The organism is Streptomyces sp. NPDC029159, from assembly GCF_055564055.1.
In genome coordinates this window covers 272,572-295,608 of the sequence record NZ_JBVHWT010000008.1, presented here as the reverse complement: position 1 = coordinate 295,608, position 23,037 = coordinate 272,572, and the positions used below count along the sequence as shown (strand labels likewise).

Genomic DNA, 23,037 nt, shown 5'->3' with positions numbered 1-23,037 from the left:
CCGGTCAGCCGCCGAGGCGTATCAGCTCCCGGTGCAGCTCAGCGGCGTGCGCCGGGTCGTCGCAGCGCTCCACCCGGACGGTGTCGCACCCCACCCAGCCCGCCGCCTCGGACAGCGCCTGCGCCATCGGGCGGGCCGCCGCGGTGCCGTCCATCGAGACCTGGCGGGCGACGAGCGTGGTGCCCTCGCGGGCCGGGTCGACCCGGCCGATCAGCCGGCCCCCGGACAGCAGCGGCATCACGAAATAGCCGTGTATCCGCCGGGCGCGCGGGACGTACGCCTCCAGGCGGTGGGTGAAGCCGAAGATCCGCTCGGTGCGCGGGCGGTCCCAGATGAGGGAGTCGAACGGGGAGAGCAGCGTCGTGCGGTGGCGGCCGCGCGGCGGCGTGGCGAGCGCCGCGGGATCGGCCCAGGCGGACTTGGACCAGCCCTCGACCTCGACCGGCACCAGCCCGGAGTCGGCCACCACGGCGTCGACCTGCGCGGCCTTGAGGCGGTGGTAGTCGGCGAGATCGGCGCGGGTGGCGACGCCCATCGCCGCCCCCGCCTGCGCCACCAGCCGGCGCACGCACTCGTCGTCGGCCGGCTCGTCCGCCAGCAGCGGGGCGGGTATGGCGCGCTCGGCGAGGTCGTACACCCGCTTCCAGCCGCTGCGCCGGGTGCAGACCACCTCGCCGTACATCAGGGCGCGCTCCACCGCGATCTTCGATGCGCTCCAGTCCCACCACTCGCCGCCGTTCTTCGCGCCGCCCAGCTGGCTCGCGGTGAGCGGGCCCCGCTCCCGCAGCTGTGCGAGGACCGCGTCGTAGGCGGCGGGGGACAGCTCGTGGTGCCAGTGCGGGCGGGCGCGGTAGGCGCGGCGGCGGAAGGCGAAGAGCGGCCACTCCTCGACGGGCAGGATGCAGGCGGCGTGCGACCAGTACTCGAAGGTGCGGTCGCCGCTCCAGTAGGCGGACTCGATCTCCGTACGGTCGACGGCGCCGAGGCGGCTGTAGGGAATCAGCTCGTGCGAGCGGGCGAGCACCGAGATCGTGTCGAGCTGCACCGAGCCGAGGCGGCGCAGCAGCCCGCGGACCCCGGCGCGGCGGCCGTCCGCCCCCAGCAGGCCCTGGGCGCGCAGGGCCAGCCGCCGCGCCTCGTCACGGGAGAGCGCGGTCACGGAGTGCGGTTGCGGTGTCACGGCGGTCATGCGGCACAGAGTAGGGGCGACCACTGACAACGCCGGGCGCCGTGGCCCGTACCCGGCGGAGCCGCGCGCTCCGGTCCGTGCCGCCGCGTCACCGTCCGTACGGCAGATATGGCGTCCGCGCCGCGGGCGCACCGGAAGGGGCGTCGAGGTCCGGCAGGTCGGAGGGGAGGAGCGAGCCGATCCAGACGTCCCGGCGGGTTCCGCCGCGCACCAGCTCACCGCGGAGCGTGCCCTCCCGGTGGAAGCCGGTGCGGCGGGCGACCGCCCACGAGCCGTGGTTGCCGGCCTCGGCGCGCCACTCCAGGCGCTCCACGCCCAGCTCCCGGAAGGCCCAGCGCACCACCACGCCGGCGGCCTCGGACGTATAGCCCTTGCCGCGGTGCTCCCGGGCGGTCCAGTACCCCAGCTCGGCCTGGCGCTCCGGGGTGCGCAGACGGTCCAGCCGGGCCAGGCCCACCGCGCCGACCAGCACATCCGTGTCCCGGGTGAGGACCGCGAACGACAGATCGGTGTCCGCGCGCCAGCCCTGCGGGGAGAACGCGCCCGTGAAGTGCTCGGCGTCCCGGACGGTGTACGGGGACGGGACGCTGGTCCAGCGCGGGATGTCCGGATCCTGGCAGGCGGCGTGCACCGCGGGCGCGTCCGACGGCCGGAACGGGCGCAGCAGCAGGCGCTCCGTGGTGAGGGTGACGGGTCTCATGGAGGGATTCTGCGGCCACCGGGGCACGGGAACGAAGGGATTTCGCGGCCCGGCCCGGCACCTTCTCGTGGCCTCGCGCGTTCATGGGAAGAGGGGCCGGCAGGGTTCGCTGCGGCGGACCTCCCGACCGGACGGCGTCCTCCTTTACGATGGCCGTTGCGGCGGGGCCTGCCCCTTGGAAAGATGCCGCGCCCGCGCACCCGACAGTGCAGGCCCGACCGGCAAGGAGACCAGCCCAAGTGTCCGTCTTCAACAAGCTCATGCGTGCAGGCGAAGGAAAGATCCTGCGCAAACTGCACCGCATCGCGGGGCAGGTCAACTCCATCGAAGAGGACTTCGCGGCCCTCTCCGACGCCGAGCTGCGGGCGCTCACCGATGAGTACAAGGAGCGCTTCAAGGACGGCGAGAGCCTGGACGACCTGCTGCCCGAGGCGTTCGCCACGGTCCGCGAGGCCGCCAAGCGGGTGCTCGGCCAGCGCCACTACGACGTCCAGCTGATGGGTGGCGCGGCCCTTCACCTGGGATACGTCGCCGAGATGAAGACCGGTGAGGGCAAGACCCTCGTCGGCACCCTTCCGGCGTATCTGAACGCCCTCTCCGGCGAAGGCGTCCACCTCATCACGGTCAACGACTACCTCGCCGAGCGCGACTCCGAGATGATGGGCCGGGTCCACAAGTTCCTGGGCCTGTCGGTCGGTTGCATCCTCGCCGACATGACTCCGGCGCAGCGCCGTGAGCAGTACGGCTGCGACATCACGTACGGCACCAACAACGAGTTCGGCTTCGACTACCTCCGCGACAACATGGCCTGGTCGCAGGATGAACTCGTCCAGCGGGGCCACAACTTCGCGATCGTCGACGAGGTCGACTCCATCCTCGTCGACGAGGCCCGTACGCCGCTGATCATCTCCGGTCCGGCCGACTCCGCCACCAAGTGGTACGGCGACTTCGCCAAGTTGGTGCGCCGCCTGAAGAAGGGCGAGGCGGCCAACCCGCAGCGCGGCATCGAGGAGACCGGCGACTACGACGTCGACGAGAAGAAGCGCACCGTCGGCATCCACGAGTCCGGCGTCAGCAAGGTCGAGGACTGGCTGGGCATCGACAACCTCTACGAGTCGGTGAACACCCCGCTGGTCGGCTACCTCAACAACGCCATCAAGGCCAAGGAGCTGTTCAAGAACGACAAGGACTACGTCGTCATCGACGGCGAGGTCATGATCGTCGACGAGCACACCGGCCGTATCCTCGCCGGTCGCCGCTACAACGAGGGCATGCACCAGGCCATCGAGGCGAAGGAAGGGGTGGAGATCAAGGACGAGAACCAGACGCTCGCCACGATCACCCTCCAGAACTTCTTCCGCCTCTACAACAAGCTCTCCGGTATGACCGGTACGGCGATGACCGAGGCCGCCGAGTTCCACCAGATCTACAAGCTCGGCGTCGTCCCGATCCCCACCAACCGCCCCATGCAGCGGCTGGACCAGGCCGACCTGATCTACCGCACCGAGCCCGCGAAGTTCGACGCGGTGGTCGACGACATCGTCGAGAAGCACGCGAAGGGCCAGCCGATCCTGGTCGGCACCACGTCCGTCGAGAAGTCCGAGTACCTCTCGCAGCAGCTCAAGAAGCGCGGCGTCGACCACGAGGTGCTGAACGCCAAGCACCACGAGCGGGAGGCGTCGATCGTCGCCCAGGCCGGCCGCAAGGGCGCCGTGACGGTCGCCACGAACATGGCCGGCCGAGGCACGGACATCAAGCTCGGCGGCAACCCGGACGACCTCGCCGAGTCCGAGCTGCGCCGCCGGGGTCTCGACCCCGTCGAGCACGTCGAGGAGTGGGCGGCCGCCCTGCCGGATGCGCTGGAGCGCGCCGAGGCGGCCGTGAAGGCGGAGTTCGAGGAGGTCAAGGAGCTGGGCGGGCTCTACGTCCTGGGCACCGAGCGCCACGAGTCGCGCCGGATCGACAACCAGCTGCGCGGCCGCTCCGGCCGGCAGGGCGACCCGGGCGAGTCGCGGTTCTACCTCTCCCTGGGCGACGACCTGATGCGGCTGTTCAAGGCCCAGATGGTCGAGCGCGTCATGGCCATGGCCAACGTCCCCGACGACGTCCCGATCGAGAACAAGATGGTCACCCGGGCCATCGCCTCCGCCCAGTCGCAGGTCGAGCAGCAGAACTTCGAGACGCGGAAGAACGTCCTGAAGTACGACGAGGTGCTCAACCGCCAGCGCGAGGTCATCTACGGCGAGCGCCGCCGCGTCCTGGAGGGCGAGGACCTTCAGGACCAGATCAAGCACTTCATGGACGACACCATCGACGCCTACATCCAGGCGGAGACGGTCGAAGGCTTCGCCGAGGAGTGGGACCTGGACCGCCTGTGGGGCGCGTTCAAGCAGCTCTACCCGGTGAAGGTCACCGTCGAGGAGCTGGAGGACGAGGTCGGCGACCGCGCCGGGATCACCTCCGACTTCATCGCCGAGGCGGTCAAGGAAGACATCGCCCAGCAGTACGCCGCCCGCGAGGAGCAGCTGGGCTCCGACATCATGCGGGAGCTGGAGCGCCGCGTGGTGCTGTCCGTCCTGGACCGCAAGTGGCGTGAGCACCTCTACGAGATGGACTACCTCCAGGAGGGCATCGGCCTGCGGGCGATGGCCCAGAAGGACCCGCTGGTCGAGTACCAGCGCGAGGGCTTCGACATGTTCACCGCCATGATGGAGGGCATCAAGGAGGAGTCCGTCGGCTACCTGTTCAACCTGGAGGTCCAGGTCGAGCAGCAGGTCGAGGAGGTCCCGGTGGCGGAGGGCGCGGCGCCGTCCCTGGAGAAGGAGGCCCCGGAGACGGTTCCCGCCGGTGCGGGCCGTCCCGAGATCCACGCCAAGGGCCTGGAGGCGCCGCAGCGGCCGGACCGGCTGCACTTCTCGGCGCCGACGGTCGACGGCGAGGGCGGCGTGATCGAGGGCGACTTCGCCAGCGACGACGACGCCCCGGCCCGCTCGGAGTCGGACGGCCTGACCCGCGCCGAGCGCCGCAAGGCCCAGAAGGGCGGCCGACGCCGCAAGAAGTGACCTGAGCCGTGCCGGCGGGGCCCCGAGGATGCGTCCTCGGGGCCCCGCCGCCGTCTGCGCACCGGACGCCTTCCGGGTACGGGTGTGCGCCGGGTGCGGGCGCCCGTGGCGTACCGCCGTGGCGGGTACGGCGGGGGTGCGTCCGGGCATGGCGTCTCCGTCGAGGTCCGGCCGTGGCGGGTGGCCCGATCAGTGCGGGCCGGTGCCCGAGTCGTCCGGGGCCGGGCCGATGTCCAGGGCGGCGCAGCGCCAGCGGGCGTCGGCGCCCAGCTCCAGCCGGAAGGCGAGGGCACGCAGCCGCTCGCCGTGGGCGATCCGGGCGTACGCCTCGATGACGCCGTCGCACGGCTGGCGCTGTCCGCACCCCCGCAGGGTCGGCACGTCGTGCGGCCACGTGCCCCGTAGCGGGGCGAGCGGTGCCAGTTCGATCAGCCGGTCGTAGGCGGCGGGCAGCGCATGGCCGAGGAGGGCGTGGACGGGCAGCTCGCCGGTGAGCGTGAGCAGCAGCTGCCGGGCGAACCACTGATCCGGCCGACGCTCCTGGGCACGCCGCTGTGCGCCGGGCGACGGCAGCGCGGCACCACCCGCCGTCCGCCTGCTGACCGCGGCCGCGGCGCTCACGGAGCGCCCGGGGAAGGTACGTCCGGCGGCGGGCCTCGCGCCCGCGCGGCCTACGGGGCCCGAGCCCGCGCGGCCGGTCGGCCGGGAGCCCGCGCGTCCCCGGGGGCCGGGGCCCGGGCGGCCTCCGGCGCTCCCCGTGGGCCTGCGGTCTGCCGGGGAGCGGGGCGGGGCGCCGCCGGGGGTGGGCGCTGCGGTGGCCGGTGCCTGGGCGGCGGTGGTGGCGGGGCCGGAGGCCGGGGTGGCGGAAGGTGTGCGGGGCTGCGGCGCCCGGCGGGACCGCGGGACGGGGGCTAAGCCGTCGGCGGGGGAGCCGGGCGGGGCGGGCTCCGTGGGCGGGGTGGTGCGGGTCGGGAGGGTGGTCGTGGTGCCGGTCATGCGGTCGCCCCCGTTCTGCCGGGCCCGGTCCGTTACCGGGCAGTAGCTTCGGTGGGGCTCTTCTACCGATGGACCGGGCCGCGGGCAACGCGCCGCTCGCCGCGGCGGGGCCGCCGGAAAGTTCACCGTTCCGGGTGGCGGGCGCGTGAACAGGCCGCGGGAAGCGGGTCCCGGAGCACCGGAACGGCGTCGTCCGGGCCGTGGGGGCGCCCCTCGAAAGGGGACGCGCGCCCGTATGCTGGCTGGCGCCCTGCCGGGCGCCGGGTACCTCTCCGGGCTCGATGAAATTGCGTGAATTGAGTGAAAGCGGCTGTCATGCGCGTCTACGTCCCCCTGACCCTTCCCGGGCTCGCCGAGGTACACGGCAAGGGGGAGCTGGGCCCCGGCCCGCTGGACGCGTACGCCGTCACCCCGGCGCTGCGCGAGTGGCTCTCCGACGACATCGAGGAGCTGGAGTACACCGCCCTGGGCTACGCGGCCCAGGCGTCGCTGCGGCAGCTCGCCGCGCGGCCGGACGCCGCCCGGCGGCGGGTCGTGGTCGCGGTGGACGTGCCGGACGCCTCGGTGGCGGCCGCGTCCGGCGGCGCGGAGGATCCCGCCGCGGTGCGGGTGACCGGCCCGGTCCCGATGAAGAAGGCGGCCGCGGTCCATGTGGACGCGTCCGACGCGGAGCAGGCCGTCACGGCCGCCGCGACCGCGCTCGCCGCCGCCGACGGGGGCGACGAGGCCGCGCTGCGGACGGTCGAGGGCGCGGAGGACCACGATCTGATGTGGTTCGGCGTCCAGGAGATCCCGGGCCTGCTCGGCTGAGACGACGGCGGCGGGCGCGGCCGTACGGGCGGTTTCTTTGCATGCGGGCGCGGGGCGGCGGACGTCGTACGGCTGTCCCGAGCCGGGGCGCCCGGGTCCGCGCCCCGGGCGTGAGGCGTCGCGCCCGGCGTGTGCCCCGGGATCCGGATGCCGGGGCGGGGGTGTTGTCAGTGGGGCCGGGTACGGTTTTTCGTGTGCCCGGCGCAGGGCGGTGGAGCGGACAGGGGGCTGGAATGAGCGAGCGCGCGACGCATCTCGTGTGGGACTGGAACGGCACGCTGTTCCACGACATCGACGCCGTGATCGGGGCGACCAACGCGGCATTCGCCGAGGTCGGCATGGAGCCGATCACGCTGGAGCGCTACCGCGAGCTGTACCGCGTACCCGTGCCGCTGTTCTACGAGCACCTGATGGGCCGGATGCCGACGGACGCCGAGTGGCTGGTGATGGACGAGGCGTTCCACCGCCACTACTCCGACCGGCACGGCCGGTGCGGGCTGACCGACGGTGCGGACACGCTGCTGGCAGGGTGGCGGGAGGCCGGCGGCAGCCAGTCGATCCTGAGCATGTTCGGCCACGACGAGCTGATACCCCTGGTCCGGGGCTTCGGCATCGAGCCGCACTTCCTGCGGGTGGACGGCCGCAAGGGGCCCTCCGGCGGCGGCAAGAGTGAGGACATGGTGCGCCACCTCGCCGCGCTGGAGTCGGTGGACCCGGGCCGTACGGTCGTGATCGGGGACGCGGTGGACGACGCGGTGGCGGCCCGCCACGCGGGGGCGCGGGCGGTGCTCTACACCGGCGGCTCGCACAGCCGCGACCGGCTGCGGGCGGCGGGCGTCCCGATCGTCGACACCCTCGCCGAGGCGGTCGAGGTGGCCGGAAACCTGGCGGCGTGAGCCGGGGGCGGTGACGAGCGGCCCTGATCAGCGGGCCCCGGCCCTGCGGCTCGGCCCGGGGCGCGAGGCCCGGCGCCCGCGCCTCGGGTTCCGGCGCGCCCGTGCCGCCCACACCCCGTCCTCCGGCGCGCCCGTGCCCCGGCGCGCCCGCGCCGCTCACCCCGCGGCGCCCGCCCCTGACGCCCCGAGCCGGATCGCTCCCGGCGCCGTCCCCACGCACAAACCCGCCGGTAGCCCGTTGTCCAGAAGGTCTAAGTTCGGGGGAGAGATTTGGACGTGTAAGGCCGATGACGGTACCGAAGCGAAGAGCGATAGCCTTGCACCGTGATCAGCGCGATAACTCGCGGGGGCATCGAGGTCCCCGCCCTGCGCCCGGGACACATACGTGACCGGGCGGCCGCTGGTCTCTGCGGCCACGAGCGCGTGACGACTACGTCAGCCGTCTTCGACCGCGCCCAGGCCCGCGCTCAGCGCGGCATAGCGTCGGCAGCGACAGGACACCCCGCGTCACCGCGGCGTTGTGCAGCATCCACGGAGTTCTTCCACGACGTCACGCAACGGCGCGCGACAGGAGCCAGAGGACATGCAGAACAAGCTGGATGAAGCCAAGACCGAGCTGCTCGAACGGGCGGCCCGGGTCGTTGAAAGCAGCCCGGCCGGGAGCAAGAAGCCGGTCAGAGGTCTCGACCAGGAGACCCTCACGGGTTATCTCCAGCGCTACTACCTGCACACCGCCACCGAGGACCTCGTGGACCGGGACCCGGTGGACGTGTTCGGCGCCGCGATCTCGCACTTCCGCCTCGCCGAGAACCGCCCGCAGGGCACCGCCAACGTCCGCGTGCACACCCCGACCGTCGAGGAGAACGGCTGGACCTCCAGCCACTCCGTCGTCGAGGTGGTCACCGACGACATGCCCTTCCTCGTCGACTCGGTCACCAACGAGCTCTCCCGTCAGGGCCGCGGCATCCACCTGGTGATCCACCCGCAGGTCACCGTCCGCCGCGACGTCACCGGCAAGCTCCTGGAGGTCCTGGACTCCGGCGAGGCCAAGGGCGCCGCCGAGCCCGCCGCGAAGCCCGCGGTCAAGGGCAAGGGCCGGACCGCCAAGGCCAAGGCCGCCGCCGAGCCGGAGCTGCCGCACGACGCGGTCACCGAGTCGTGGATCCACGTCGAGATGGACCGCGAGACCGACCGCGAGGACCTCAAGCAGATCACCGCGGACCTCCTCCGGGTGCTCTCCGACGTCCGCGAGGCCGTCGAGGACTGGGAGAAGATGCGCGGCGCCGCGCTGCGGATGGCCGACGAGCTGCCGTCCGAGCCGACCGCCGACGACCTGCGCGACCTGGAGATCGAGGAGGCCCGCGAGCTGCTGCGCTGGCTCGCCGCCGACCACTTCACCTTCCTCGGCTACCGCGAGTACGAGCTGATCACCGCCCCCGGCGAGGGCGACGCCGAGGAGGACGTCCTCTCCGCCGTGCCCGGCACCGGCCTCGGCATCCTGCGCGCCGACCCGGTGCACGCCGAGGACGACGGTCACCCCGTCTCCCCGTCCTTTAACCGCCTGCCGGCCGACGCCCGCGCCAAGGCCCGTGAGCACAAGCTGCTCATCCTCACCAAGGCCAACAGCCGCGCCACCGTCCACCGCCCGTCCTACCTCGACTACGTCGGCGTCAAGCGGTTCGACAAGGACGGCAATGTCATCGGCGAGCGCCGCTTCCTCGGCCTGTTCTCGTCGGCGGCGTACACCGAGTCGGTGCGCCGGGTGCCGGTGATCCGCCGCAAGGTCGCCGAGGTGCTGGAGGCCGCCGGCTTCACGCCCAACAGCCACGACGGCCGTGACCTGCTCCAGATCCTGGAGACCTACCCGCGCGACGAGCTGTTCCAGACCCCCGTCGACCAGCTGCGTTCCATCGCCACCAGCGTCCTCTACCTCCAGGAGCGCCGCCGTCTGCGGCTCTACCTCCGCCAGGACGAGTACGGCCGCTACTACTCCGCGCTGGTCTACCTCCCGCGCGACCGCTACACCACCGGCGTCCGGCTGCGGCTGATCGACATCCTCAAGGAGGAGCTGGGCGGCACCAGCGTCGACTTCACCGCCTGGAACACCGAGTCGATCCTCTCCCGGCTGCACTTCGTCGTCCGCGTCGAGCCCGGTGCCACGCTGCCGGACCTGACCGATGCCGATGTGGACCGCATCGAGGCGCGCCTGGTCGAGGCCGCCCGCTCGTGGGCCGACGGCTTCGCCGAGGCGCTGACCGCCGAGGTCGGCGAGGAGCGCGCCGCCGAGCTGCTGCGCCGCTACGGCCACGCCTTCCCCGAGGGCTACAAGGCCGACAACTCCCCGCGCAGCGCCGTCGCCGACATCCAGCACCTGGAGAAGCTCGCCGCCGACGAGAGCAAGGACTTCGCGGTCAGCCTCTACCAGCCGGTCGGCGCCGCGCCCAACGAGCGCCGCTTCAAGATCTACCGCACCGGTGAGCCGGTCTCGCTCTCCAAGGTGCTGCCGGGCCTGAACCGCCTGGGCGTGGAGGTCGTCGACGAGCGCCCCTACGAGCTGCCCTGCTCCGACTCCACCCTGGCCTGGGTCTACGACTTCGGTCTGCGGATGCCGGAGAAGGTCAACGGCGACGATTCCCGCGAGCGGTTCCAGGACGCCTTCACCGCGGTGTGGACCGGCGCCGCCGAGAGCGACGGCTTCAACGAGCTGGTGCTCCGCGCCGGTCTCGACTGGCGTCAGGCGATGGTGCTGCGGGCCTACGCGAAGTACCTGCGGCAGGCCGGGTCGACCTTCAGCCAGACGTACATGGAGGACACGCTCGCCAACAACGTCCACACCACCCGGCTGCTGGTCTCGCTCTTCGAGGCGCGGCTCTCGCCGGAGCGGCAGCGCGCCGGCACGGAGCTGATCGACGGTCTGCTGGAGGAGCTGGACGGCGCGCTCGACCAGGTCGCCTCGCTGGACGAGGACCGCATCCTGCGCTCGTTCCTCACCGTCATCAAGGCCACGCTGCGCACCAACCACTACCAGCGCGACGACGCGGGCCGCCCGCACCCGTACCTCTCGATGAAGCTGGACCCGCAGGCGATCCCGGACCTCCCGGCGCCCCGCCCGGCGTTCGAGATCTGGGTGTACTCGCCGAAGGTCGAGGGTGTGCACCTGCGCTTCGGCAAGGTGGCGCGCGGTGGTCTGCGCTGGTCGGACCGGCGGGAGGACTTCCGTACGGAGATCCTCGGCCTGGTCAAGGCGCAGATGGTCAAGAACACCGTCATCGTGCCGGTCGGCTCCAAGGGCGGTTTCGTCGGCAAGCAGCTGCCGGACCCGTCGCAGGGCCGGGACGCCTGGCTCGCCGAGGGCGTCGCCTGCTACCGCACCTTCATCTCCGGTCTGCTCGACATCACCGACAACCTCGTCGGTGGCGAGGTCGTGCACCCGCAGAATGTCGTCCGCCACGACGATGACGACACCTACCTGGTCGTCGCCGCCGACAAGGGCACCGCGACCTTCTCCGACATCGCCAACGAGGTCGCCGAGTCGTACGGCTACTGGCTGGGCGACGCCTTCGCGTCCGGCGGCAGCGCGGGCTACGACCACAAGGGCATGGGCATCACCGCCCGCGGTGCCTGGGAGTCGGTCAAGCGCCACTTCCGGGAGCTGGGCCACGACACCCAGACCCAGGACTTCACCACCGTCGGCGTCGGCGACATGTCCGGTGACGTGTTCGGCAACGGCATGCTGCTCAGCGAGCACATCCGCCTGGTCGCCGCCTTCGACCACCGGCACATCTTCCTCGACCCGAAGCCGGACGCGGCCACCTCGTACGCCGAGCGCCGCCGCCTGTTCGAGCTGCCGCGGTCGTCCTGGGCCGACTACAACACCGAGCTGCTGTCGCAGGGCGGCGGCGTCCACCCGCGGACGGCGAAGTCCATCCCGATCAACGCGCACGTCCGCGCGGCGCTCGGGCTGGAGGCCGGCGTCAAGAAGATGACGCCCGCCGAGCTGATGAAGGCCATCCTCAAGGCGCCGGTGGACCTGGTCTGGAACGGCGGCATCGGCACGTACGTCAAGTCCTCGGCCGAGTCGCACGCCGATGTCGGCGACAAGTCGAACGACGCGATCCGCGTCAACGGCGACGAGCTGCGCGCCAAGGTGGTCGGCGAGGGCGGCAACCTCGGTCTGACGCAGCTGGGCCGGATCGAGTTCGCCACCAACGGCGGGAAGATCAACACCGACGCGATCGACAACAGCGCCGGTGTGGACACCTCCGACCACGAGGTGAACATCAAGATCCTGCTCAACGCGGTCGTGGCCAACGGCGACATGACGGTCAAGCAGCGCAACAAGCTGCTCGCCGCGATGACCGACGAGGTCGGCGCGCTGGTGCTGCGCAACAACTACGCGCAGAACACCGCGCTGGCGCTGGCCCAGGCGCAGTCCGGCTCCATGATCCACGCCCAGCAGCGCTTCCTGCGCCGTCTGGTGCGCGACGGTCACCTCGACCGGGCGCTGGAGTTCCTCCCCACCGACCGGCAGATCCGCGAGCGGCTGAGCGCCGGCCGGGGTCTGACCCAGCCGGAGACCGCGGTCCTGCTCGCGTACACCAAGATCACGGTGGCCGATGCGCTGATCCGGACCGGGCTGCCGGACGACCCGTACCTCCAGCACCTGCTCAACGCGTACTTCCCGTCCGCGCTGCACAAGAAGTTCGCCGAGCAGATCGAGGGCCACGCGCTGCGCCGCGAGATCGTCACCACGGTGATGGTCAACGACACCGTCAACACCGGTGGTACGAGCTTCCTGCACCGGATGCGGGAGGAGACCGGCGCCTCGCTGGAAGAGGTGGTGCGGGCGCACACCGCGGCCCGGGCGATCTTCCGGCTCAACCAGGTGTGGGACGACGTCGAGGCGCTGGACAACCGCGTCGCGGCCGCCGTCCAGACCCGGATCCGGCTGCACAGCCGGCGGCTCGTCGAGCGCGGCACCCGCTGGCTGCTCAACAACCGCCCGCAGCCGCTGGCGCTCTCCGAGACCATCGACTTCTTCCGCGACCGGGTCGCCGCGGTCTGGGAGCAGCTGCCGAAGCTGCTCCAGGGCGGCGCCCGCGACTGGTACGAGGCGAACCTCACGGAGCTGACCGAGGCGGGCGTGCCGGAGGCGCTGGCCGTCCAGGTGTCCGGCTTCTCGGCGGCCTTCCCGGCGCTGGACATCGTCGCCGTCGCCGACCGCACCGGCAAGGAGCCGCTGGCCGTCGCCGAGGTCTACTACGACCTGGGCGACCGGCTGCGGATCAACCAGCTCCTGGACCGGATCCTGGAGCTGCCGCGTGACGACCGCTGGCAGTCGATGGCGCGGGCGTCGATCCGTGAGGACCTGTTCGCCGCGCACGCCGCGCTCACCTCGGACGTGCTGGGGGAGGGCGACGCCTCCGCCACGCCGGAGCAGCGGTTCTCGGCGTGGGAGGAGAAGAACGCCGCGATCCTGGGCCGTGCCCGCGCGACCTTGGAAGAGATCCACGGCTCGGAGGGCTTCGACCTGGCGAACCTCTCGGTCGCGATGCGGACGATGCGCACCCTGATGCGGACGCACAGCTGATCCCCGGCTGACGCGTGCGGGCCCGGCCCCGCGCGCACGGCGACGGCCCCGGAGCATCGCGCTCCGGGGCCGTCGGCCGTTCCCGTGAAGTCCGCTATCGGTGCGCCTCGTACGCCGAGACGACCTCTTCGGTCGGGCCGTCCATGACGAGTTCGCCCTTCTCCAGCCAGAGGACGCGGTCGCAGGTGTCGCGGATCGACTTGTTGTTGTGGCTGACGAGGAAGACGGTGCCGGCCTCCTCGCGCAGTTCGCGGATGCGGGCCTCGGAGCGCTTCTGGAAGGCGCGGTCGCCGGTGGCCAGCGCCTCGTCGATCATCAGCACGTCGTGGTTCTTGGCGGCGGCGATGGAGAACCGCAGCCGGGCGGCCATACCGGAGGAGTACGTCCGCATCGGCAGGGAGATGAAGTCGCCCTTCTCGTTGATGCCGGAGAAGTCGACGATGCCCTGGTAGCGCGCGCGGACCTCCTCGCGGCTCATGCCCATGGCGAGGCCGCCGAGGATGACGTTCTTCTCGCCGGTCAGGTCGTTCATCATCGCCGCGTTGACGCCGAGCAGCGAGGGCTGGCCGTCGGTGTAGACGCGCCCGGCGGCGGGCGGCAGCAGCCCGGCGATGGCCCGCAGCAGCGTGGACTTCCCGGAGCCGTTGGAGCCGATGAGGCCGATCGCCTCGCCCTTGTGCGCGGTGAAGGTGACACCGCGGACGGCGTGCACCTCGCGGGTCCCGGCGGTGGTGGTGCGGCGGACGATCCGGCGCAGCGCGGAGACGGCGTTGCCGCGGCCGCCGCCGGCGCCGTGGACCTTGTAGACGATGTGGACGTCGTCGGCGATGACGGTGGGGACGCGGTCGCCGTGTCCGCCGTGCGTGTCGGCGGGGGCGCCGGGGGCCGGTGCGGCCGCGCCGGTGGTGGTTCCGGTGTGTTCCGCGAACGTGGTGGTGTCAGCCACGGCCGTACTCCTCCTCCGCCTTCCAGAAGAAGACATAGCCGACGGCGCCGGAGAGCAGCGCCCAGCCCAGGGCCATCGGCCAGACGTGGGCGGGCAGCGCGGAGGCGCGGACGGAGTCGATCAGGGCGTACCGCATCAGGTCGATGTAGATCAGTGCGGGGTTGGCGTTCAGGGCCGCCGCGACGAAGGCCGGGGCGTGCTGGGTGAAGACCGAGAGGTTGTAGAAGACGCCCGAGACGTACATCCAGGTGCGCAGGATGAACGGCATGAGCTGGGCGGTGTCGGTGGTGCGGGCGCCGATCCTGGCCATGATCATCGCGAGCCCGGCGTTGAAGACGGACTGGAGCAGCAGCGCCGGGATCATCAGCAGCCAGTGCCAGGTCAGCGGCACCCCGCAGAGCAGCACGATGGCGGCGAGCACCCCCATCGAGAAGATCAGCTGCTGGAGCTGGATCAGGGTGTACGCGATCGGCAGGCAGGCGCGCGGGAAGTGCAGGGCGCGGACCAGGCCGAGGCTGCCGGAGACCGCGCGGGTTCCGGCGAGCACGGTGGACTGGGTGAAGGTGAAGACGAAGATGCCGGTGCACAGGAACGGGATGAAGTCCGGGATGCCGCGGTCCGTGTGGAGCAGCATGCTGAAGATCAGGTAGTAGACCCCGGCGTTGAACAGCGGCGTCATCACCTGCCAGAGCTGGCCCAGGCGCGCGGTGGTGTAGAGCGCGGTGAGCCGGGCGGTGGCGAAGGTTCCGATGAAGTGGCGCCGGGCCCAGAGCCGGCGGGTGTACTCCGGCAGGGCCGGGCGGGCGCCGCTGAGCGTCAGCCCGTGGCGCGCGGCCAGCTCGCGCAGCTGCGGATCGGGCGTGGCGCCGGGGCCGGGGAGCCGGGCGGTGTCCGGTCCGGGCGGTGCGGGGGGAGCGAGAGTCTGGGGCATGGGGCCGCTTTCGTACGGGCCGACGGGCGCGGAGCGGGTCCGGTGCGCACCGAGGGGCGACGGGGTCCGGGCGCGAGATGCGCGGGCGGACGGCGGGGAGGGTCGGGTGGCTCGGGAGGTCCGGGGCCGGAGGGGCCGGGTGCCGTACGGGGTCGGCGTACGGCAGGGTGCGGCGCCTGCGTCGGAACGGGACCGTTTCGTCGTGACGTCGGAGCGAGAGTAGGACGAGGCGACGTCGAGACGCAACCGTAGCGTCGTGACGCTATGCTCAAGCCATGGCAAAGAACGGGAGCGAGAACGCGTCCGCGACGGCACGCCGGGCCCCGGCCGGGGCGGCCGTGCTGCGGGAGGACAAGACCGCGGCGATCCGGGCCGCGGTCTTCGCGGAGCTGGCCGCGGTGGGGTTCGCCCGGATGTCGATCGAGGGCATCGCGCGGCGGGCCGGGGTCGGCAAGACGGCCGTCTACCGGCGCTGGCGCTCCAAGCTCCATCTGGTGCTGGACGTGGTCTCGGCGCTGGCCGCCGAGGGGCTGCCGACGCCCGACACGGGCACCCTCCGCGGCGATGTGCGGATGCTCCTGGAGGTGGCCGCGCGGGCGCTGCGCCACCCGATGGCCTCGCAGATCATCCCGGACCTGCTGGCCGAGGCGGCGCGCAGCCCGGAGCTGGCGGACGCGCTGAAGGCCGCGCTCCACGACAGCCAGGAGGGCATGGCGGCGGCGATGGTGGCCCGCGCGGTCGAGCGCGGCGAACTGCCCGCGGACGCCGACGGCCGGCTGGCGCTGGACCTGATGACGGGGCCGCTGTACTGGCGGCTGGTGGTCGCCCGCGACGAACTGCCCGACGGCTATCTGGACGAGCTGGCGGACGCGGTGACGGGGGCGCTGGGCGGCGGGCGGTAGCGGCGGGGTGGGGGCGGCGCCTGCGCGGTCGCCCGGAAAAGCGCCGCGGCGCCGCGGACCGGAAGCCGGTCACGCGACGCCGCAGGTAACGGGCCGGGCCCGCCCGGCGGGCCCGGCGAAGCTCAGCCGGCCAGTTCCACGTCGTCGGCGGAGATCTCGCCCGCCCCCGATATCGCCGCGGCCGCCTCCCGCGGCGACGGCGCCACCGTGCGCGCGGCGAGCGGCAGCGGCGCCGGCGTCGCCTCCTGGCCCAGGAAGAGCGCGCGCACCACGCGCTCCGCGGCGTGGCCGTCGTCCCACTGGCAGAAGCGGGCGCGGAAGGCGGCGCGCAGCGCGGTGGCCTCCGCGCCGTCCCAGCGGCCGCTGCGGAACGCGTCGATCAGCTCGTCCTCGTTGGTGGCGATCACGCCGGGCGTCTCGCCCGGCTCACCGGACAGCAGGTCGAAGGTGACACCGCGGGAGCGGACGTAGACGTCCCAGTCGTCGGCGTAGGTGACGATCGGCCGGTCGAGGTTGGCGTAGTCGAACATGATCGACGAGTAGTCCGTGATCAGCGCGTCGGCGGCCAGGCAGAGGTCCTCGACGACCGGGTACGTGGAGACGTCGATCAGCGCGCCGCGCTCCTGGAGCTCCGCCAGGCGCGGGTCCGCACCGTAGAAGTAGTGGGTGCGCACCAGCAGGACGACATCCTCGCCCAGCTCGCGGGTGATGCGCTCCAGGTCCATCCGCGGGACGTAACCGGCCTGGTAGTCGCGGACCGTCGGCGCGTAGAGGACGGCGGTGCGGCCGGGGGCGATGCCCAGGCGCTCGCGGATCGCGAGGACGTCCTCGGCGGTGGCGCGGTAGAAGACGTCGTTGCGCGGGTAGCCGGCGTCGAGCGAGCGGAAGGCGCACGGGTAGACCCGCTCCCACTGCTCGGCGGAGTGCTGGTTGGAGGTGAGGGAGAGGTCCCAGCGGTCGGCGCGCTCCAGGAGCTTGCGCATGCTCATGCCCTTGGCGGCGGCCGGGTACTTCTGCTGGTCGATGCCCATCCGCTTGAGCGGCGTGCCGTGGTGGGTCTGGAGGTGGACCTGCTCGGGGCGCTTGACGATCTCCCCGGCGAAGTTGACGTTGTTGACCAGGTACTTGGCGCGGGCCATCACCTCCCAGTAGCGCGGGGAGTTCGCGACCACGAAGTCCACCCCGGCGGGGACGGTGTCCTCCATGCCCTTACGGATCACCCAGACGCCGTGCACCTGCGGCGCCAGCTCCTTCGCCTTCTCGTAAATGGCGAGCGGGTTGCAGGCGGGCGTGCGGTTCCAGTACGCGGAGTAGACCGCGAGGTTCTCGTCGACCGGGCGGCGCAGCTGGAGCTGGTAGAAGCGGTGGAAAGCCTGCTTGCCCACGGTGCGGCGGGCCTTGCGCAGCCGGTCGCGCCCGGCGATGCGCGCGCCGTTGACCAGCTTCAGCGCCTGGAACGCCTGGTACGAGCCGCGCCGCAGCGCGTGGTACTTCGCGCCGTCGATGCCGGGCGGCACCACGAAACCGGCGGGCTCCAGCTTGCGGTACATCGCGGCGGCGCGGTGGAAGAACTCCGGGCGGTCGGCCGGGGTGACGCGGTTCTCGCGGGCGAAGGTGAAGAGGAAGTGGCTCACCATCCGCTCGAACATCAGCGGGCGGACGCGGTCGAGGTCCGGGCGGGTGTCGAGGAAGGCGAAGAGCCGGCGGTACTGCGCGAAGATCGTGAAGTGGGTGCGGCCCGGCGTCTTCATGGAGTTGCCCTGGCGGCGCTGGCGGTACTCCACACAGACCTGGTCCAGGCAGCCGGCGGTCTCGGCGGTCAGCATGGTCGTGTAGACCATGAGCGCGTCCTCGTAGACGCCGTCGGTGAAGGCGAAGCCGTTGCCGGTGAAGAAGTCGCGGCGGAAGGCGCGGTTCCAGACGACCGCGAAGAGGTTGAGGAACTCCAGCCGGTCGGCCGGGCGGAAGGTCTCCGTGCCCGTCTGGGCCAGCAGCTCCCCGCTCGCGCTCGGCTGGACCTTGTCCCACCAGTACGTACGGACGTGGTCGAAGAGGAGGATCTCCGGGTCCGAGGTCTCCTTGAGGCGGTCGGCCATCGCCTGGAGCGAGCCGGGTGCGTAGGTGTCGTCGCTGTCGAGGAAGAGCAGGTAGTCGCCGCGCGCCCGCTCCACGCCGGTGTTGCGGGCCTGGCCGATACCGCCGTTCTCCGTGTGGTGCACGGCCCGCACCCGCGGATCGCGCGCCGCGTACTCGTCCAGGATCGCGCCGCAGCCGTCGGGTGAGCGGTCGTCGACCGCGATCACCTCGAAGTCGGTGTAGTCCTGCGACAGCACCGAGTCCAGGCACTCCCGCAGGTAACCCTGGACCTTGTACACGGGCACGATGACGCTGAAGCGGGGTGCGGAACCGGTTACTGCCTCGGACATGTGACGGCTACTCCTCGTGACGAACGAGCGCGGACGGGCGGGAAAAATCCCTACGGAAGGCATATCTGCGCCAGTTGTATGACTGGAGTTCACCGGAAAGGGTTGCCACCCGTTACCGGAAAGTTCTGTGGCCCTCATTACATATCGGGTCAAGAACGGGCATGTCGCCAGTTTCGTGCCACCACCGTCCGTAGTCTGCGAACGCCCCGCCTGCACGCGTACGGGTACCCGCGCGCGTGGGCCACCTCACGGTGGGCGGCGGAACCGGACCGGTGCGGCGCACCTCTACACAGAGGAGCCGCCCGGCCGTCCGGAGCGCGCGGCGGTCCGCCCGCCGGGCGCGGCCGCCGTGGGGCGACCCGCCCGAGATGCATGCCACGGACGGGTGGTCCGGCGCACGAATAACCGTAGGAATTACCGCCGTTGCCCGTCCCGTAAGCCACGGCGCGAGCGGTCCGGCGCGGTAGTTTTGATGGCTCGTACGGCAAGGAACACAGAGGATAGGGGTGCCCGTGCCTGACGTCTCCGTAGTCGTGATCGTCTACAACGACGCAGAACGACTGCCGACCGCCGTCCGGTCCGCCGTGGACCAGACGCTGCACGGTGTCGAAGTGGTCATCGTCGACGACTGCAGCACGGACAGATCGTTCGCCGTCGCGCAGGAGCTGGCCGCCGCCCACCCCGGCAAGGTCCGCGCGCTCCAGCTGCCGGAGAACAGCGGCGGCTGCGGCGCCCCGCGCAACCACGGCGTCGCCCACGCCCACGGCGACTACGTGATGTTCCTCGACAGCGACGACGTCCTGGAGCCCAACGCCTGCCGCAACATGCTCGACGCCGCCGAGCGCACCGGCGCCGACCTGGTCTCCGGCATGTGTGTGCGGGTCCACGCCGACACCCGCACCAAGAAGACCGTCGAGTGGTACCCGTGGCTCTACGACCGCACCCGCACCCTCGAATCGATCTCCGAACTCCCCGACCTGCTGGTCTTCGACACCCTGTCGACCAACAAGTGCTACCGCCGGGAATTCCTCCGCGAGGCCGGACTCGAATTCCCCGTCGGCATCCACTACGAGGACCTGCTCTTCTCCGCGCAGGCGTACGTCGCCGCCCGCCGCATCACGCTGATCCCCAATCACGTCTACTTCTGGAACGTCTTCGAGAAGGCGGCCACGAAATCGATCAGCAACCGGCGCCATGAAATCGCCAACTTCGCGCACCGCATGGAAATCCACCGGCGCGTCGACGAACTCCTCGCCGCCGAGGGCCTGGACGACCTGAAGTTCCACAAGGACGTCAAATTCCTCAAGCACGACCTCGTGCTGCACCTGCGGGACCTGCCGCTGCTCGACGAGGGCTACCGCCGCGAATTCGCCGAGATGGCCAACGGCTACCTCGCCGGGATCGCCCCCGAGGCGTACGAGCGCGTCCAGCCGATACAGGCCATCTGCGCCTACCTCCTCGGCAAGGAGGACTGGCCGGCGCTGATGCCCGCGGTCGACACCCTCATCAACCGCGACAAGCTCTCCACCCCGCTCACCGAACGCGACGGCCGGGTCTACTGGACCGACCGCCACCTCGACGACCCCGAGGGCCGCCGCGTCCTCGACGTCACCGACGCCGGGTACCACACCCGCCCGCTCGGCAAGCTCTTCCTCCGCAACCAGCTCACCGGCTACACCGACGACGGCCGCGGCACCGTCGAGCTGTCCGGCGCGGTCGTCAACCCGCTCGGCGCGGTCACCCCGGCCACCCCGCTGCGCGGCCGTATCGAGCTGAAGGCCCGCCGCCGCAGCCTGCAGACCTTCTCCTTCCCGCTGCGCACCCTGCGGCTCGACGGCGACCGGATCGTCTGGGACGCGGAGCTGGACCTCGCCCGCAAGCTGCGCCCGCTCGGCGTGATCGACGCGGTCTGGGACGTCCGGCTGATCCTGGACGCCGACGGCGAGCTGACCCGCACCCGGCTGACCGTCGGCGGCGTCGACCTCGACGCGGCGCACGCGCTGCGCGTCCGCCCCCGGCTGACCCGCCTGGTCTCCGACCGCGTCGAGCCCGCCTCCTCCAAGCGCGGCCACCTCACCTTCGTGCTGCGCGCCGAGAGCCGCGCCAGCCGCGGGACGCAGAAGCTGCTCGGCGAGGCGCTGCGCAGCCCCGCCGCCGCCCTCGCCAAGACCGGTATCCGCAAGGCCCGTAAGGCCAAGCGCGAACTGAACTCCGGCGAGACCAAGCTCCGCGTCTACCACGAGGTGTTCCGCAAGCTCCCGCTCCGCAAGGGCCTCGTCGTCTTCGAGAGCCACCTCGGCAAGCAGTACAGCGACAGCCCCCGCGCCATCTACGAGGAGATGCGCCGCCAGGGCATCGCGTTCGAGGCGGTGTGGAGCTACGCCGGGAAGAAGCCCGACGGCTTCCCCGAGGACGCCACCCTCGTCAAGCGCTGGAGCTGGCAGTACCTGCGGGCGCTGGCCCAGGCGGAGTTCTGGATCGACAACCAGGGCTACCCGCTCAAGCTCACCAAGCGCCCCGAGACCACCTACATCCAGACCTGGCACGGCTCCGCGCTCAAGCGGATGGGCTTCGACGAGCCCCGGCTGCGGCTCCAGCCGCGCGCCGCGAAGGACGCCTACCAGGAGGTCCTCGACCGCTTCGACCACTTCCTGATCCGCTCCGAGCACGACGAGCGCACCCTCGCCCGCGCCTTCCGGCTCCGCCCCGAGGTGCTGCTGCGCACCGGCTACCCGCGCAACGACGCGCTGGTCGCCGCCCGCCGCGCCGAGGAGGCGTCCGGCACCCGCACCCGCGGCCCGCTCGCCGCCGAACTCGGCATCCCCGCCGACAAGACGGTCCTGCTCTACGCACCGACCTTCCGCGCCGCCGCGAACGGCAAGGTCAAGGGCTTCGAGCTGCCCTTCGACGTCGACGAGTTCGCGTCCCGCTTCGGCGACCGCCACGTCCTGCTGATCCGCTCGCACTACCTCAACCACGTGGTGCTGCCGCCGTCCGTCCGCGGCACCGTCATCGACGTCACCGACCACCACGACATCACCCCGCTGATGGAGCTGGCCGACGGCCTCATCACCGACTACTCCTCGGTGATGTTCGACTACGCCCTCCTCGACCGGCCGATGGTCTTCTACGCCCACGACTACGACGAGTACGCCAACGAGGCCCGCGGCACCTACTTCGACCTCAAGGCCACCGCACCCGGCCCGTTCGTCGAGACCGAGGACGCCCTCTTCGACGCCCTCGACCACCTCAAGTCGGCGGACGCCGAACACCGCGAGGCCCGGCAGCGGTTCACCGCCGCCTACGGCGAGTACGACCGGGGGGACGCGGCCCGCCGCGTCGTCGACCAGTTCTTCCGCACCGCGGAGCGCGAAGGAGACGCCAAGTGACCGGCCGCGACATCTACTTCGTCTGCAACAACACCGACGAGATGGGCGGGGTGACCACCTGGACCCACCAGATGGCCCGGCTCTTCGCCGAGCGCGGCCACCGGCCGCACATCATCGGCATCGTCCCGGCGGCCCCGGAACTCCGCGCCGACCTGGGCGAACTGCCCTACCCCACCGAAACCCTCTACACCGAGCACCCGCCGAAGGCCGGCCCGGCGCGCGGTGTGAAGGGCAAGCTCAACCTCGCCGAGCGGCGCCGCCGCGCGGTGCGGGACGCCGGGATGCGGGAGGCCGCCGACCGGCTCTCCGCCCGCTTCGCCACCGCCCGCCCCGGCGGCGTCGTCATCTGCACCCAGGTGTGGGCCATGGAGTGGGTGACGCTCGCCGACACCGCCGGGATGCCGGTGATCGGCATGAGCCACGAGTCGTTCACCGCCTGCCGCGCCTCCTCCCGCTTCGCCCGCGTCAAGCGCTACTACGAGAGCGTCGACCGGCTCCTCGCCCTCACCCGCGAGGACGCCGACCTGTGGATCCGCGCCGGTATGGACAACGCCGGCTTCATGCCGAACCCGCTGCCGGTCATGCCGGAGGTCCCCTCGGCCCGTACGGAGAAGGTCGTCGCCTCCATCGGACGGCTCTCCGACGAGAAGGGCGTCGACCTGCTCCTCGACACCTGGGCGCTGGTCGCCCCCCGCCACCCGGACTGGCTGCTGCGGATCTACGGCTCCGGCGAGGACGAGGAACTGCTCCTCAAGCAGCGGGAGGCGCTGGGCCTGGAGCGGTCGGTGGAGTTCATGGGCCGCACCGACGACGTCCCGGAGGTGCTGCGCGGCGCCTCCGTCTTCGCCCAGTCCTCACGCGCCGAGGGCTTCCCGCTGTCGCTGATGGAGGCGATGGCCGCGGCGGTGCCGTGTGTGGCGTTCGACTGCGCGCCCGGCGTCCACGAGATCGTCAGCGACGGCGAGGACGGGCTGCTGGCCCGGCCCGGCAACATCAACGAACTCGCCGCCCATCTGGAGACTCTCCTGACCGACCAGGAGCTGCGCGACCGGCTCGGCACCGCCGCCCGGGAGAACGTCCAGCGCTACTCCACCGACCGCATCACCCGCCGCTGGGAAGAGCTCTTCGCCTTCCTGGAGCGCTGAGCGGGCCGGTACGACGAAGGCGCCCCGCACCGGATTCCGGTGCGGGGCGCCTGCT

13 protein-coding genes are annotated in these 23,037 nt (G+C 71.8%); 7 read left to right on the top strand and 6 right to left on the bottom strand.

What is annotated here, in order from left to right; genetic code table 11:
• Positions 1–4 precede the first annotated feature (4 nt).
• Both ACZ4U4_RS18595 and ACZ4U4_RS18590 read right to left on the bottom strand, forming a co-directional pair.
• Positions 5–1,189: a winged helix-turn-helix domain-containing protein gene (locus ACZ4U4_RS18595; protein WP_467875175.1), complete on the bottom strand. Its 1,185-nt coding sequence runs from the start codon at positions 1,187–1,189 to the stop codon at positions 5–7.
• An 88-nt stretch (positions 1,190–1,277) separates the two neighbouring features.
• Positions 1,278–1,889 carry a GNAT family N-acetyltransferase gene (locus tag ACZ4U4_RS18590; protein WP_467875172.1) on the bottom strand — a complete coding sequence of 204 codons (612 nt, stop codon included), beginning with the start codon at positions 1,887–1,889 and terminating at the stop codon, positions 1,278–1,280.
• Positions 1,890–2,128: 239 nt separating this feature from the next.
• Here ACZ4U4_RS18590 and secA point away from each other — a divergent pair, with 239 nt between their 5' ends.
• Entirely contained in the window at positions 2,129–4,951 is a 2,823-nt protein-coding gene (gene secA / locus ACZ4U4_RS18585) for a preprotein translocase subunit SecA (RefSeq protein ID WP_467875169.1), read from the top strand.
• A gap of 189 nt (positions 4,952–5,140) precedes the next feature.
• Here the strand turns inward: secA and ACZ4U4_RS18580 are convergent, their stop codons facing one another.
• On the bottom strand, positions 5,141–5,572 hold the full coding sequence (locus tag ACZ4U4_RS18580; protein WP_467875166.1) for an Rv3235 family protein: 432 nt from the start codon (positions 5,570–5,572) through the stop codon (positions 5,141–5,143).
• Positions 5,573–6,262: 690 nt separating this feature from the next.
• Here ACZ4U4_RS18580 and ACZ4U4_RS18575 point away from each other — a divergent pair.
• The 3 genes from ACZ4U4_RS18575 (at position 6,263) to ACZ4U4_RS18565 (ending at position 13,243) form a co-directional block, all read left to right on the top strand.
• Complete coding sequence (locus tag ACZ4U4_RS18575; protein WP_467875228.1) at positions 6,263–6,757, top strand: DUF6912 family protein; 495 nt, start codon at positions 6,263–6,265, stop codon at positions 6,755–6,757.
• 233 nt (positions 6,758–6,990) lie between these two features.
• Positions 6,991–7,653: an HAD family hydrolase gene (locus ACZ4U4_RS18570; protein ID WP_467875163.1), complete on the top strand. Its 663-nt coding sequence runs from the start codon at positions 6,991–6,993 to the stop codon at positions 7,651–7,653.
• Between the two features lie 583 nt (positions 7,654–8,236).
• Positions 8,237–13,243 (top strand): NAD-glutamate dehydrogenase, encoded by a 5,007-nt coding sequence (locus ACZ4U4_RS18565; RefSeq protein WP_467875160.1) that lies wholly within the window; start codon positions 8,237–8,239, stop codon positions 13,241–13,243.
• 94 nt (positions 13,244–13,337) lie between these two features.
• Here the strand turns inward: ACZ4U4_RS18565 and ACZ4U4_RS18560 are convergent, their stop codons facing one another.
• Both ACZ4U4_RS18560 and ACZ4U4_RS18555 read right to left on the bottom strand, forming a co-directional pair.
• Positions 13,338–14,225, bottom strand: coding sequence for an ABC transporter ATP-binding protein (locus tag ACZ4U4_RS18560; protein ID WP_467875157.1), 888 nt, complete (start codon positions 14,223–14,225; stop codon positions 13,338–13,340).
• Positions 14,182–15,120 carry an ABC transporter permease gene (locus tag ACZ4U4_RS18555; RefSeq protein WP_467875154.1) on the bottom strand — a complete coding sequence of 313 codons (939 nt, stop codon included), beginning with the start codon at positions 15,118–15,120 and terminating at the stop codon, positions 14,182–14,184. The genes ACZ4U4_RS18560 and ACZ4U4_RS18555 overlap by 44 nt, the downstream gene beginning before the upstream one ends.
• Before the next feature lie 275 nt (positions 15,121–15,395).
• Between ACZ4U4_RS18555 and ACZ4U4_RS18550 the strand changes: the two genes are divergently transcribed.
• Entirely contained in the window at positions 15,396–16,022 is a 627-nt protein-coding gene (locus ACZ4U4_RS18550) for a TetR/AcrR family transcriptional regulator (RefSeq protein ID WP_467875151.1), read from the top strand.
• Between the two features lie 122 nt (positions 16,023–16,144).
• Here the strand turns inward: ACZ4U4_RS18550 and ACZ4U4_RS18545 are convergent, their stop codons facing one another.
• Positions 16,145–18,448, bottom strand: coding sequence for a bifunctional glycosyltransferase/CDP-glycerol:glycerophosphate glycerophosphotransferase (locus ACZ4U4_RS18545; protein WP_467875148.1), 2,304 nt, complete (start codon positions 18,446–18,448; stop codon positions 16,145–16,147).
• A gap of 506 nt (positions 18,449–18,954) precedes the next feature.
• Here ACZ4U4_RS18545 and ACZ4U4_RS18540 point away from each other — a divergent pair.
• Both ACZ4U4_RS18540 and ACZ4U4_RS18535 read left to right on the top strand, forming a co-directional pair.
• Entirely contained in the window at positions 18,955–21,837 is a 2,883-nt protein-coding gene (locus tag ACZ4U4_RS18540; RefSeq protein ID WP_467875146.1) for a bifunctional glycosyltransferase/CDP-glycerol:glycerophosphate glycerophosphotransferase, read from the top strand.
• Positions 21,834–22,982, top strand: coding sequence for a glycosyltransferase (locus ACZ4U4_RS18535; RefSeq protein WP_467875143.1), 1,149 nt, complete (start codon positions 21,834–21,836; stop codon positions 22,980–22,982). The genes ACZ4U4_RS18540 and ACZ4U4_RS18535 overlap by 4 nt, the downstream gene beginning before the upstream one ends.
• Positions 22,983–23,037: the final 55 nt, after the last annotated feature.